Source organism: Leclercia sp., assembly GCF_036780805.1.
Taxonomy (GTDB): domain Bacteria; phylum Pseudomonadota; class Gammaproteobacteria; order Enterobacterales; family Enterobacteriaceae; genus Enterobacter.
This window is the reverse complement of the sequence record NZ_DAIQCE010000001.1, coordinates 422,317-436,159: the sequence shown is the minus strand read 5'-3', so window position 1 is coordinate 436,159 and position 13,843 is coordinate 422,317. Positions and strand designations below refer to the sequence as shown.

General features: G+C 52.2%; 12 protein-coding genes and 3 tRNA genes. 1 reads left to right on the top strand and 14 read right to left on the bottom strand.

Annotation, left to right across the window (positions count from 1 at the left end; translation table 11 throughout):
* Positions 1-58 precede the first annotated feature (58 nt).
* The 6 genes from V7Q49_RS01930 to uvrY form a co-directional block, all read right to left on the bottom strand.
* Positions 59-145: transfer RNA gene (locus V7Q49_RS01930), tRNA-Leu, on the bottom strand.
* A gap of 12 nt (positions 146-157) precedes the next feature.
* Positions 158-231: transfer RNA gene (locus V7Q49_RS01925), tRNA-Cys, on the bottom strand.
* A 51-nt stretch (positions 232-282) separates the two neighbouring features.
* Positions 283-358: transfer RNA gene (locus V7Q49_RS01920), tRNA-Gly, on the bottom strand.
* Positions 359-510: 152 nt separating this feature from the next.
* On the bottom strand, positions 511-1,059 hold the full coding sequence (gene pgsA, locus V7Q49_RS01915) for a CDP-diacylglycerol--glycerol-3-phosphate 3-phosphatidyltransferase (protein WP_138369386.1): 549 nt from the start codon (positions 1,057-1,059) through the stop codon (positions 511-513).
* A 56-nt stretch (positions 1,060-1,115) separates the two neighbouring features.
* On the bottom strand, positions 1,116-2,948 hold the full coding sequence (gene uvrC, locus V7Q49_RS01910; RefSeq protein ID WP_333849043.1) for an excinuclease ABC subunit UvrC: 1,833 nt from the start codon (positions 2,946-2,948) through the stop codon (positions 1,116-1,118).
* The gene (gene uvrY, locus V7Q49_RS01905; protein ID WP_333849042.1) at positions 2,945-3,601 is read right to left on the bottom strand and encodes a UvrY/SirA/GacA family response regulator transcription factor; all 657 of its coding nucleotides are present in this window, start codon (positions 3,599-3,601) and stop codon (positions 2,945-2,947) included. The genes uvrC and uvrY overlap by 4 nt, the downstream gene beginning before the upstream one ends.
* A gap of 470 nt (positions 3,602-4,071) precedes the next feature.
* Here uvrY and V7Q49_RS01900 point away from each other — a divergent pair, with 470 nt between their 5' ends.
* On the top strand, positions 4,072-4,296 hold the full coding sequence (locus V7Q49_RS01900) for a DUF2594 family protein (RefSeq protein WP_333849041.1): 225 nt from the start codon (positions 4,072-4,074) through the stop codon (positions 4,294-4,296).
* Positions 4,297-4,362: 66 nt separating this feature from the next.
* Here V7Q49_RS01900 and sdiA read toward each other — a convergent pair whose 3' ends face one another.
* The 8 genes from sdiA to V7Q49_RS01860 all read right to left on the bottom strand — a co-directional run bounded on the left by sdiA (position 4,363) and on the right by V7Q49_RS01860 (position 13,701).
* Positions 4,363-5,085, bottom strand: a complete 723-nt coding sequence (gene sdiA, locus V7Q49_RS01895) for a transcriptional regulator SdiA (protein ID WP_333849039.1) — start codon at positions 5,083-5,085, stop codon at positions 4,363-4,365.
* Between the two features lie 221 nt (positions 5,086-5,306).
* On the bottom strand, positions 5,307-6,059 hold the full coding sequence (gene tcyN, locus V7Q49_RS01890; RefSeq protein ID WP_333849038.1) for an L-cystine ABC transporter ATP-binding protein TcyN: 753 nt from the start codon (positions 6,057-6,059) through the stop codon (positions 5,307-5,309).
* Positions 6,056-6,724: a cystine ABC transporter permease gene (gene tcyL, locus V7Q49_RS01885; protein ID WP_191152502.1), complete on the bottom strand. Its 669-nt coding sequence runs from the start codon at positions 6,722-6,724 to the stop codon at positions 6,056-6,058. The genes tcyN and tcyL overlap by 4 nt, the downstream gene beginning before the upstream one ends.
* A 21-nt stretch (positions 6,725-6,745) precedes the next feature.
* On the bottom strand, positions 6,746-7,732 hold the full coding sequence (dcyD, locus tag V7Q49_RS01880; protein WP_333849037.1) for a D-cysteine desulfhydrase: 987 nt from the start codon (positions 7,730-7,732) through the stop codon (positions 6,746-6,748).
* A 107-nt stretch (positions 7,733-7,839) separates the two neighbouring features.
* Positions 7,840-8,640, bottom strand: a complete 801-nt coding sequence (tcyJ, locus tag V7Q49_RS01875) for a cystine ABC transporter substrate-binding protein (RefSeq protein WP_191152500.1) — start codon at positions 8,638-8,640, stop codon at positions 7,840-7,842.
* Positions 8,641-8,728: 88 nt separating this feature from the next.
* Complete coding sequence (gene fliZ / locus V7Q49_RS01870) at positions 8,729-9,280, bottom strand: flagella biosynthesis regulatory protein FliZ (protein ID WP_191152499.1); 552 nt, start codon at positions 9,278-9,280, stop codon at positions 8,729-8,731.
* 55 nt (positions 9,281-9,335) lie between these two features.
* Entirely contained in the window at positions 9,336-10,055 is a 720-nt protein-coding gene (gene fliA, locus V7Q49_RS01865) for an RNA polymerase sigma factor FliA (RefSeq protein WP_191152498.1), read from the bottom strand.
* A gap of 178 nt (positions 10,056-10,233) precedes the next feature.
* Positions 10,234-13,701: an O-linked N-acetylglucosamine transferase family protein gene (locus V7Q49_RS01860; protein WP_333849036.1), complete on the bottom strand. Its 3,468-nt coding sequence runs from the start codon at positions 13,699-13,701 to the stop codon at positions 10,234-10,236.
* Between the last annotated feature and the right edge of the window lie 142 nt (positions 13,702-13,843).

Below are 13,843 nucleotides of genomic sequence, written 5' to 3'. Positions count from 1 at the left end.
CCACCTTTCGGTGGTTTCACGACACTGCTTATTGCTTTGATTATTCTTTGCTTTCCCATGGTAGCCGGAGTGGGACTTGAACCCACACAGCGCGAACGCCGAGGGATTTTAAATCCCTTGTGTCTACCGATTCCACCATCCGGCCTCGGGAAGAAAGTGGAGGCGCGTTCCGGAGTCGAACCGGACTAGACGGATTTGCAATCCGCTACATAACCGCTTTGCTAACGCGCCTTAAATGTTTTGTCTTGCGACTGACACCCGCAATTGCGACTGTCTTAAATTTGGAGCGGGAAACGAGACTCGAACTCGCGACCCCGACCTTGGCAAGGTCGTGCTCTACCAACTGAGCTATTCCCGCAATCATCAAGTCATTATGCTAATCACTTGATTTTCTTATCGACTAACGAACCGTGCCGTCGTTCGATGCGTTGCATTCTACTTACCTGACGTTTTGAGTCAACGTTATTTTTCGCAACTCAGGATCGTTTGCTGAAAATTAAGGCGAAACGATCACTGATCAAGCAAATCGCCGCGTGCAGCGTTCAAATATTGCAACATCGACCAGAGCGTCAGCACCGCAGCGACCATAAACAGGCCAATACCGGCCCACTCTACCCACTCGTTTGGACGCCACAACATCCACACCAGCGCCGCCATCTGGGCGGTAGTTTTTACCTTACCGATCCAGGAGACCGCCACGCTGCTGCGTTTACCCAGTTCAGCCATCCACTCGCGCAGGGCCGAGATAATAATTTCACGGGCGATCATGGTCGCGGCAGGCAGGGTGACCCACCAGCTGTGGTAATGCTCCACCACCAGCACCATGGCGATGGCGACCATCACCTTGTCGGCTACCGGATCGAGGAAGGCCCCAAAACGGGTGCTCTGGTTCCAGCGACGCGCCAGGTAGCCGTCAAACCAGTCGGTCACAGCCGCGATAAAGAAGATCAATGCACAGGCGAAGGGAGCCCAGACGAAAGGCAGGTAAAACGCCAGCACAAAGAAAGGAATAAGGACGACGCGGAAAAGCGTTAACAACGTAGGGATGTTTAATCGCATAGTGACGGTAACTGTTTGTTGTCAGTAATTATTAGCCCTATGTTGCTACAGAGCCCTCAATGTTTCAACGAGTAGTAGATCTTTTCTGCCAGCCCTTGCGAAATACCCGGCACTTTTGCAATTTCCTCCACGCTGGCGTTGAGTAATCCTTGCAAACCGCCCATGTATTTCAGCAGCATCTGGCGACGCTTTGGCCCGACCCCTTCGATCGTCTCCAGCGTACTGGTGTTTTTCACCTTGGCCCGTTTTTTACGGTGGCCGCCGATCGCGTGATCGTGCGACTCGTCGCGAATATGCTGGATCACATGCAGCGCGGGTGAATCCGGCGGCAGGCTAAAACCCTCCCCTTCCGGTTCCAGGAACAGGGTCTCCAGCCCGGCTTTACGGTCGGTGCCTTTGGCCACACCCAGTAACAGCGGATGATGCTTATCCCAGGTGACGTCCAGCTCGGCAAACACCGATTTTGCCTGGCCGAGCTGCCCTTTGCCACCGTCAATGACAATAACGTCCGGGATCTTACTCTCTTCAATAGCTTTACCGTAGCGGCGGCGTAACACCTGATTCATGGCGGCATAGTCATCGCCGGGGGTAATGCCGGTGATGTTATAGCGGCGATATTCCGCGCGCAGCGGCCCGTTGGCATCGAACACCACGCAGGAAGCAACGGTCTGCTCCCCCATCGTGTGGCTGATGTCGAAGCACTCCATCCGTTTTACTTCCGGCAGCTGTAGCGTTGTCGCCAGCGCGGCAAGACGCTGGTGAATGGTCGACTGCTGGGACAGTTTGGTGCTCAGCGCCGTCGCCGCGTTGGTGCGCGCCAGCTTCAGGTAGCGGGCACGATCGCCGCGCGGTTTGGTCTGGACGTTCACCTTACGCCCCGCCAGCTCCGACAGCGAATCGGACAGCAGCGTCTTATCGCTGAGATTAAAATCGAGCAAAATTTCCGACGGCAGGGTGCGCATCTGGCTGCCCTGCAGATAGAACTGGCCGACAAAGGTCTCCACCACTTCGCCCAGCTCGGTGCCGCCAGGCACTTTCGGGAAGTAGCTGCGGCTGCCAAGCACCTTGCCCTGACGGATAAACAGCACATGCACGCAGGCCATGCCCGCATCAAAGGAGACGCCAATCACGTCCAGGTCATCCCCGTTGTTGGAGACAAACTGTTTTTCCGTGACCCGACGCACGGCCTGGATCTGATCGCGGATCCGCGCCGCCTCTTCAAAGTTCAGCGCCTGGCTGGCCTTCTCCATGCGGGCAATCAGTTGGGTCAGAACCTGGTCGTCTTTCCCGGCAAGAAACAGGCGCACATATTCCACCTGCTGCGCATACTCCTCCTCGCTGACCAGCCCTTCTACGCAGGGCCCAAGGCAACGACCGATCTGATACTGCAGGCACGGACGGGAGCGGTTGCGATAGACGCTGTTTTCACACTGGCGAACCGGGAAAATCTTTTGCAGCAGGGCCAGGGTTTCCCGCACGGCATAGCCGTTGGGGAACGGGCCAAAGTACTCGCCTTTCGCATGCTTAGCGCCGCGATGGGTAGCCAGACGCGGATGGGTGTCGCTGCTGAGAAAGATAAACGGATAGGATTTGTCATCGCGCAGCAGCACGTTGTAACGCGGCTGATACAGCTTGATGTAGTTATGCTCCAGCAACAGCGCTTCGGTCTCTGTGTGGGTCACAGTGACATCGATCTGCTGGATCTGGGCGACCAGCGCTTCTGTTTTGCGGGAGGCAAGATTGCTGCGGAAATAGCTGGAAAGTCGCTTCTTGAGGTCTTTCGCCTTTCCGACGTAGATAACCGTCCCGCCAGCGTCATACATCCGGTAGACGCCTGGCTGGCTGGTAACGGTTTTCAGGAATGCACTGGATTCAAACACTTCACTCACTGACTAATTAGGGTCTCAGCGTTGCAAAGACCATGGCGGATGGCCAGGTGAGTGAGTTCAACGTCGCCATGGATGTTCAATTTACTGAACATACGGTAGCGGTAGCTGTTCACCGTTTTCGGGCTGAGATTAAGCTGCTCGGAGATCTCATTCACCTTTTGGCCTTTGGTAATCATCAGCATAATCTGCAATTCGCGCTCAGACAAACTGGCAAACGGTGATTCGGTCTTTTCTGGCTCAATCTGGCTAAGCGCCATCTGCTGCGCAATATCGGAAGCGATATAGCGCTGCCCGGAGTAGACGGAACGGATTGCGTTGACCATCTCCTGAGGGGCGGCACCTTTGCTTAAATAGCCCGCAGCCCCTGCCTGCATCACTTTTGCAGGAAGAGGATTTTCAGTGTGAACCGTCAGCATGATCACTTTGGTATCAACCCAGGTACGCGCGATTTTACGCGTCGCTTCCAGGCCACCAATGCCGGGCATGTTCATGTCCATCAGGACAACATCGGCGTTATTCGACCGGCACCATTTTACGGCATCTTCACCGCAGCAGGCCTCGCCGGCAACTTTAATACCTTTTATATCTTCAAGAATGCGTCGTATCCCTGCGCGCACCAGTTCGTGGTCATCAACAAGAAGGACGTTGATCAAAGGAAATTCTCCAGAATAGGGATATCGCTACAGACAGTTTATTCGGCACATATTAACGGGTTTTATCCGAAACTGAAAACGTTAAAAAATAGATGCTCTCGATACCGCACTTTTTTTTGGAAATTAAGTTGTACATCGACTGGCAACAGATGCCTTGTGCAGGGCGACATTGACCACTTTTCTTAGAAGGATGTTTTCAAAAACTTACAAATTTTAAGCGCTATTTTATTGCTGATAATATACACCTTATAAATTTGTAACAATAATTAACCTCTACCCTACTTTCATCAAACAATTAACCCACACTAAAGTATTAGAAAATTCAAAGTTAAACTTGTTCAATTGAATAAACAAAGCGGGATAATGTACAAAAAACAAGCACTGCGTTTTTCTTAACGGCTTGTGGTATACTCCGCCGCCTTTACTTTGGTCTATGCGCTTGAGCGCTGTTTTTATCATGAGGAAAATAAATGAGCACACCTGATTTCGCCACTGCGGAGAATAATCAAGAACTGGCACAGGAAGTCTCCTGTCTGAAATCCCTGCTGACCCTGATGCTGCAGGCGATGGGCCAGGCGGACGCCGGTCGTGTGATCCTTAAGATGGAACGCCAGATTGCGCAGATGGAAAACCAGTCTGAGGCCGAGGTATTTTCCAGCACCGTTAAGCAGATCAAACAAGCTTACCGTCAATAAAACAAAAACGGCTGAACGCAGTGCCTTCAGCCGTTTACTCGCCTGCCACGCAGAACAGAAGTGTAGTCAGATAATCCCCGTCGCGGCCGCATAGCACGCGATCTGCGTCTTGTTAGGCGCATTGAATTTCTTCTGCATATTTTTCTGATGGAAGTTCACCGTATTTTCAGAAATAGAAAGAATGATGGCTATTTCTGCTGAAGTCTTCCCTTCCGCCGTCCATTTCAGAATCTCTTTCTCGCGCTTGCTGAATTTCATCTCGGGCGGCATCACCATTTCATGTTCCAGCCGCAGCAGCGTGGTCAACGCCATTTGCACCAGAATTTGCAGACGCAGTTCTACCACTTCACCTGCCAGCAGGTTCACCGACAGGCTGGTACTGGAGACCGACAGGAATCCCATCGCATGATTAGGCAGCATCAGGCACTGGGTGATCCCTTTTCGCAGTCCGTGGTCGCGCGCGCCGTCCCATAAAGGTTGCGCCTCTGCAAATAAGGCATCGTTCCAGGGTAAGTGCCCATGAACGAAATTCTCAGGTTTGAGCACCGGATCGATGACGAAAAAATTTTCTGCATGATACTGGGCCATCCACTGTTGCGGATAGGTCGAATGCACCGAGACTCTAGGGCGCGTGAAAGGCACCGGATGACGAACACAGAGCGAAAAGAAATCGTAACCCAGGTTCTGCGTTTGTCGCTGTAGTTCAGGATATACCTCGTCGGCAGAAGTCATCTGCTGAAAACGGAGGAAGCATTCCCGTCGCCATGTGAAAAAATCTAAATCCTTCATACTGACTGAATTAAGCCCCTGTAAAAGATAATCATTATTATGGATTTCTAAACTAACACATAAATCTTATTTATATGTATAAAATATCGACCCTGCGATAATTACCTACACATTTTATGCACTTAGAGCGGTTTTGCCGGGATAAAATCAGGCAAGCATTCATAGCGGGGATGAATATATTGCTCCGGGGATTATTTCCGGAGCAATTGAGAGCAAACATGCTATTGCATGAGGAATTTTTCCAGGAATTGCCGGGTACGAGGCTGCTGAGGGTCGGCAAACAGTGATTTTGCCGGCCCCTGCTCAACGATGCGTCCCTGGTCCATAAATATCGCCCTGTCCGCCACATCCCGGGCAAAGCTCATCTCATGGGTGACAATCACCAGGGTACGCTTCTCCTGCGCCAGCTGACGAATGGTGTTCAGCACCTCCCCCACCAGCTCCGGATCCAGCGCCGAGGTCGGTTCATCAAAGAGGATCACGTCAGGACGCATCGCCAGCGCGCGGGCAATCGCCACACGCTGCTGCTGGCCGCCGGAGAGACGACGCGGGTAGCTGGTCTCCTTGCCGGAAAGCCCCACCTTCGCCAGCAGCTCGCGGGCGCGGGCAGTGGCTTCCTCTTTCGATTCGCCTTTCACAATCACCGGCCCTTCAATAATGTTCTCCAGCACCGTGCGATGGGGAAACAGATTAAAGCTCTGGAAGACGAAGCCGACATGCTGGCGCAGACGGCGAATTAAACTTTTTTGCTGGCTCAGGGACTTGCCGGTATCAATGGTGATCTCACCCACGCGGATGGTGCCGCCTTCCGGCTGCTCCAGCAGGTTGATGCTGCGCAGCAGCGTGGTTTTACCGGAGCCGCTCGGCCCGATGATCGCCACCACTTCGCCCTCCTGCACCTCCAGGTCGATCCCGTGCAATACCGTCTGGCCGTGAAACTTCTTCACCAGGTTTTTAACGTCGATAGCACTCATTTTGGATCACGCTCCTGGCGGTTAAGCTGGTTTTCAAAATAGTTTTGCAGCGCCGACAGCACCGTCGCCATCACCCAGTAGATCAGCGAGGCGGCCAGATACATGGTGAAGACCTCCAGAGTGCGCGAGGTAATCAGCTGCGCCTGGCGGAACAGCTCCGGCACCTGAATGGTGGCCGCCAGCGAGGTGTCTTTCACCAGGCTGATAAAGCTGTTGCTCAGCGGCGGCAGCGCCACGCGTGCGGCCTGAGGCAGGATCGCCCGGCGCAGGGTTTGCCACGGCGTCATACCGATACTGGCTGCGGCTTCCCACTGCCCTTTTTCAATGGAGGAGATTGCCGCGCGCAGGGTTTCCGAGGTGTAGGCCGCGGTGTTGAGCGACAGACCAATCATCGCCGCCGGGATGGGATCGAGTTCGATACCAAACTGCGGCAGGCCGTAGTAGATCATAAACAGCTGGGCAATCAACGGCGTACCGCGAAACACGGAGATATAAAAACGCGCCAGCCAGCGCACCGGCAGCACCGGCGACATGCGCATCAGCGCCAGAATAAAGCCCAGCAGCAGGCCAAAGAACATCCCGCCAATACTCAGTTGCAGCGTAAACACCGCACCTTTCAGCAGGTAGGGCAGCGAATCAATCACCAGTTGAATACTTTCTTGCATTATGATTTTTCTGCCTGTGATTTAGACGTGAGGATGGTAGGCAAACAGAGCCGGCGCCCCGCCAGTATGAATAAACAGAATCGGCCCTTCATCTTTGAAGCGCTTCTGGCTGATGCCGTCAATAAGACCCGCCATCGCTTTGCCGGTATAGACCGGGTCCAGCAGGATCCCTTCCAGACGCGCCAGCAGTTTTACTGCCTCGGTGCCTTCGTCATTTGGGGTGCCGTAGCCTGGCGCGAAGTAGTCATCCCACAGGATGATGTCGGCGTTGGCGCTCACCTCCAGCTGCTGAGCCAACGCCTGCTGCAGGGTGACCACTTTCGGTTTTTGATCGGCAACGCTGCGCGATACGGTGACGCCAATCAGCTCGACGTCAGGCATTAACTGCTCCAGCCCCACCGCCAGCCCGGCATGGGTGCCTGCGCTACCGGAGGCCACCACCACCGAAGAGATGCCCACTGCCCCTTCGCACTGCTGGGCAATTTCCAGCGCGCTTTCGACGTAACCCAGCGCGCCCAGCGCGTTCGAGCCACCCACCGGAATCACATACGGGCGGAAGCCCTGAGCTTCAACGCGGGTGGCCAGCTCATGCAGCTGCGCCACCGGGTCGGTCAGCGCATCGCACATTTCAATCTGCACGTTGAACAGGTCCAGCAGCAGACGGTTGCCGTTGCTGAGGTAGTTTTCTGCCTGGGTGCCAATCGGATTTTCCAGCAAGGCGATACAGTGCAGGCCCAGCTTTGCCGCAACGGCGGCGGTCTGGCGCACATGGTTGGACTGGATTGCTCCGGCGGTAATCAGGGTATCGGCCCCTTCGCGCAGGGCATCCGCAGCGAGGAACTCCAGCTTGCGCAGCTTGTTGCCGCCCATCGCCATGGGCGTCACGTCATCACGTTTGATAAGGATGTCGCGCCCGAGGTAGTCCGATAAGCGCGGCAAATACTCCAGTGGCGTCGGGGCGCCAATAAATTCGAGGCGCGGAAAACGCGTTAGATTCTGTAATGACATGAAAACCTCCGTAACCCTGTCTAAGTCTGTCTTTTTTTATTATGCACGTTGCTGGCGAGGAAATAAAAAAGGCGCTTATCAAAGCGCCTTTTTTTGCATTCAACTGCTTACTTTGTGACGTCTGCCCCGAACCATTTCTCGGAGAGCGCCTTCAGGCTGCCGTCTTTCTGCATATCCGCAATCGCACCGTCGACGGCTTTCACCAGATCGTCGTTGTCTTTGCGGATGGCAACACCGGCTTCCTGACGGGAGAAGGCATCACCGGCAACCGCCAGGGTGTTGTTGGTCTTCTTCACCAGATCCAGCGCCGCCAGACGGTCAACCAGAATGGCATCGATACGGCCTACGCGCAGATCCTGGTATTTGGTCGGGTCATCATCATAGGTACGAATATCGACGCCCTGCACGTTCTGGCGCAGCCACTCTTCGTAGTTAGTCCCCAGACCGACACCGACTTTTTTGCCTTTCAGATCGGCGGCAGATTTGATCGTGCCTTCGTTACCTTTTTTCACCAGCGCCTGGATACCGGAGACGGTATACGGGGTGGAGAAGTCATACTTTTTCTTACGCTCGTCAGAGATGGTGACCTGGTTAATCACCACATCAATACGTTTGGAGTCCAGCGAGGCCAGCATGCCGTCCCATTTGGTCGGTTTCAGCGACGCTTTCACACCCAGATGTTTGGCCAGCTCTTCGGCAAACTCCACTTCAAACCCGGTCAGTTTACCGTCGTCACCCTGGAAGCTGAACGGAGGATAAGTGCCTTCCAGCCCAACCAGCAGCGTGCCGCGCTCTTTCACTTTATTTAACAGACCTTCTGCCGCGAACGTTTTCACGCTCATACCAGCTACCAGCGCAACGGCCATTACACCCATCAGCGCCTGACGACCCAAAAGTGCAAATTTCATACTTACCCCGATATCATTGGAATTTTGATTGTAGTGTAGGGCGTTCGGCCGCAAGATCAAACACGACTCCGCTACATGTTATTCATTTTTAATATATATCAGAAGTTGTTTCGCGGTGGACTTTCTGCTTTGGCGTCACCGGCATTTGCGTTTTAAATTGCGCGTACTTGCGCAGCGCAATCCGGTAGTTATTGGTGCTGGTCGCAGGCAGCCACGGCTCCAGATTCTCATCCAGATAACCGCTGGTCAGTAAATCACGGGAGATACGCTGCGTGGTCAGATGCTGGCCCAGGCGACGCAGACGCACAACATATTCGCGCACCGTGCCGTGGCTCATCTCTGTTTGTTCAAACAGGAATTGCTTAAAGCCGATGATATCGAAAAAGTCGCTCTGCTCTTTACAGTGCAGATCGCCGCAAAAACGGCATAACGCCACCCACTCTTTCTGCTCTTCCAGCCATCCGGCTTCATCCAGCAAAGTATCGAGTCGGGAAATCGCAATTTTATTGACGATTTCGCCGCGACGAACCAGCGTGATGCGATCGAGCAGCTTATGGCAATGGGCGCAATGCGTCTGGCTGTGTTTAAAGTCTTTCAGGTAGCGGCTTAGTGGCCGTCTTTTAGATTGCTGCACCGTCATGATAACTCCTGGTTGTCAATACGTTGTGCGGCATTTAACGGGTGATATGGATCACCTATAACTTACCCAGCTTGGTACGTAAGCGTTTAATGGCCTGGCTGTGCAGCTGGCTAACCCGCGACTCCCCTACTTCCAGCACGGCCCCAATCTCCTTGAGATTGAGCTCCTCCTGGTAATAGAGGGTCAGCACCAGCTGCTCGCGTTCCGGTAACGCTTCGATGGCTTCCATCACGCGCTGGCGTACATTGCCTTCCATTAACTGGTGCAACGGGTTTTCCTGCTGATGATCGTCCGTCACCAGCTCGATGCTATCGCCATGCTCTTCACGCCACTCGTCATAGGAGAAGAGTTGGCTATTGTTGGTATCGAGCAACATCTGGCGATAGTCAGCCGTGGTGATCCCCAGACGCTCCGAAACTTCGGTTTCCGTTGCGTTTCGTCCGAGCTCTTGTTCCAGCTGCCCCATTGCTTGCGCTACTTCGCGTGCATTGCGTCGAACGCTGCGCGGCACCCAATCGCGGCTGCGCAGTTCGTCGAGCATCGCACCACGAATACGTTGTACTGCGTAAGTCGTAAATGCCGTTCCTTGCAGAGCGTCGTACCGGTCAACTGCATTCAATAACCCGATACCGCCCGCTTGTAGCAGATCGTCCAGTTCCACACTCGCCGGTAGCCGCACCTGAAGCCGCAATGCTTCATGGCGCACCAGCGGAACATAACGCTGCCACAGCGAGTGTTTATCCATTACACCTTCAGCGGTATAGAGTGAATTCACGATAAACAGCCCTGCGTTAGTTGAGTTATCGGCATGATTATCCGTTTCTGGAGGGGTTTTAATTGGGTGAATAGGGGTGAAATGGGGGGTTATTTTGAGAGTTAAGCTAAATGCGGTTTTATTGCAGCAAGGATAAAAAATTATCCTTGCTGTCGTAGTGTGAAGTTACAAAACTACGTTATTTATTAATCTCATAAATTTCGCCCACCGAGAAACTCTCCGGTTCACGTCCTTCACAATAATCCTGCCAGCACTTATGCAGCATTTGTTCCACATAATCGGCTATATTTTCTTTCTGATTATGTTTGATTTTCATGCTGTTACGCAGATTCGTTCGAATCGAATTAAGTTCATTCAGACGCTGTGTCCAGCCCACGGCATTGGCGACGTATTCTTCTTTACTGTGGGCAATAAATTCAGGTAAACCCAGAGAGTACATAATTGATGCGCCCTGACGGGATACCAGCGTTTCCCCTGAAAGGGAGACCGTCGGCACCCCCATCCACGCCGCATGGCTGGTCACCGTTCCGCCGGTGAACGGGAAGGTATCCAGCAGTAAATCGACCTCATTATGCGCTTTCAAATACGACTGCATATCGGTCGCTTCACGCAGCGTAATTCGGTCCTTATCGATACCGCGGATCTCGAATTTATGTTCCAGTTCAGGCCAAGTCACCATTGGCATGTTAGCCACAATCATCCGGGACGATGGGACCGCCAGTAAAATCTGCGCCCAGATGTCAAGAACGCTGTCATTGACTTTATTCGGACGGTTAAAACTGCCGAATGTGAAATAGCCATTTTCGAACGCCGGCAATATATTAATATCCGGGCTTTCTTCCTTCGCCCCGAAATTGCGTGGCAACGAAAGATAGATCAGTTTTTCTGTAAACTGCGATTCAAGCGCCGGATCTTTCGGAACCGGGAAGATGGTTGCATAATAATCCATGGTCGGCAGGCCCGTGGTGGCATGATAACCCACCCAAGAGATCTGCACCGGTGCAGGTTTCAATGCAAAGGTCATCAGACGGTTATACGCCGTATGGCCCGCCAGATCGATGAGAATATCAATCTGATCCTGCTTGATCATTTCGGCGAGTTCAGTGGTACTGGTGTGTTGAACCTCTCTCCACCCGTCAGCCGTGTTTTCGTAATAATCCGTGCCGGCATTCCGCCCATACGCCGGGGCGCTGTTATAAGCAAAAAGTTCGAATTTGCTTCTGTCCAGCGCATCCCAGACAGGTAAGAAGAAGAAGTTAACCGGGTGGTTTTCCTTGAAATCGCCAGAGACAAACCCAATGCGTAGTTTGCGGTTGATATTTTTATCTAGCGGTTGATAACCCACAAATTTCTGCTGTTCGGCCCATCGCATGGCGCCATTCGCGTAACCCAGATGGTACTTTAATATTTCCATTACAGAAGCATTACCGCTGTGGGTCAGAATAAAGGCAAGCGAACCCATATTACCAAAATCGACTAAAGGATCTTTTATGGATTGCTTCAGGAACGCAATGCCTTCGTCTGTTTTAGCTTGCTCACACAAGCAACTACCCAGCAGACTGACCATCTGTTTGCTGGTCGGCACTAATTTCACACCTTTACGGACACAATATTCTGCTCGCTCGAGCGTTTTACTCTCTTTATGCAAAATACCCAACAGATACCAGTCAGGGCCGCTGGTGTTATCACAACGTAATATTGCTCTGGCTAAACGCCCTGCCTGCCACGACATACGGTACTCGTGCAATACCATCGCCAGTTCAGAATAGATAAACAGACTGGTCGAATTAAAGGAAAGCATACGGATAAGGGCAAGAATTGCCGCCGGATAATCCGCAACGCGCTTATAAAAACGCACCAGATAATAGTTACCGTTTAAAGTTTCCTGAAGGACCGGAATTCTTTTTGCCACCAACTCTCGAGCTAGGGCATTCTCGCCTTTAATAAGAAGTTTATTAATTTCAATAATCATATCCGCATCGACTTCCGGCTCCGTTCCGGTCTGTGCGGATAGCATCATCTTTTTGGCCAGTTTTTCAAATTCGCTGGAATAGAACCCGCCCGCCGATTCATTACTGGAGAACAATAGTAACGCATTGGCAATGCGCCCTGCCTCAGTAATGCTCGCCTGATTAGCCATTAACTGGTAATAGCGCTTCCAGGCGATCACCGACCCTGTCAATAACCCTTTAAATATCAGCCCCTCAAATAGCAGATGATTATCTTCATCATGTACTATTTTAGGATTACGTATTAAGGCACGCTCTTCATCGCTGATGTTGACCGTTTCGTCCCAGAGATTGATAAGCGCACTGGCATCAGGTTTAGCCTGAATTTGTGCAGAAACCGAAGGTGCCATACCTAATTCATGTTCCATTGAGACAGGTTCCACTTCACGCTGGTAGTGCAATCCGGCAAAATTCGTTTTAAACAGTGCGGTCAGTGCGGCTAGGACCTTTTTTCTGTGGGTCTGTTCATCAATTTCCAGCGGATCGTCATCTGGCAGGCGAGTATGGAAAACGAGCTGTTCAAAACTCACGCTGAGGGGCCAAGCTTCACCCAGAATATCAAGGATCCCAAGTGCAGTAATATCTTCCGTAGCAATCGGCGTGCCATCATGACCAGCCAAAAAATTTGGACTATGACGAATATTCAGGCTTTTACGGCGGAAGCTGCCCGCCCAACGCATGCCTTTCAGGCGGCTATAATCAACGGTTTCGAATACCTCGCCGCTTCGGTTTTCATTGACTAATAAGCTAAACCGGCGATTACGGTTAACCGCGATATCCAGATATTGCTGGGTTAAAACCTTCCCCGCACCGTTGGACAGTTTCAGCCATGACTCCGTCATGTCATCATCAAAATAGCTTGTATGCTCAGTGGCAGGCCGGAGGTCGCCCACATACGCCAGCCCGCTATTCTGAATCCGCTCATTAAATTCAATCAAATAGCTGGCGGTATGATCGCTACTCAGATAATGATGGCTTAGCAGCGCGTCCGAAAGCTGTTGCGAGGTTTTGTTGATATGGGTAATCAGTTTTTTGGTTGTGCTGGTCTCAACGGTCGTCTGATCAAGCCAGGCCAACATCGCGCGAGCGTGCTCGATCTGCCCGCCACGAGTATTGGCGCGGCTACTGTGGATCTGCATAGCATCGCGTAAAGTTTCTATAAACCCGGCACCAGGCTGGCAAAACCAGTCAATGGCGATGATACCTTTCTCGCTTAAACGCTGCTGGCAGGAAAGCAAAATCGCATCCGTCAGCGAGTTTGACAGAAAGGTAAAACTCCCCTGCACAATAATGAAATCGAATTTGCCTAAATCAGCCGCGAGAAAGGTTTCAATTGATGCAGAATAAAGCTTCAGATTGTCTCTGCCGCTGGCCAAGGTAGCCAACATTGCGTCCAGACAGTTTTCTGTCTCCAGTTCGATACCCACGACGTCGGCGTACGGATATTTGACCGACGTGGCGAGTAACTCTTCCCCGTTACCACATCCTAATACCAGCACTGACGAATTTCGGGTACGTTCTGTGTCCACTCCGTAGAGCCACGCTGCAGCCCGAATATGGTCTATAGAGCTGTAAAGACGCCGAGACCCGGAGAGCGTAAACTCTGCCGGTGTTTCATTGTTGACCACGTTGTTCATATGTCCACCTTTTATTCTGATATGGTAGCAGAGTAGCAAAGCTCCTTACGTCCCAATTCGCGGAGCAGTCTGATCAATTACCCGTTAATTCACGCTTACCCTAAGCGAATAAAAACAGCCAACGTAAATGGTATGAGCTGAC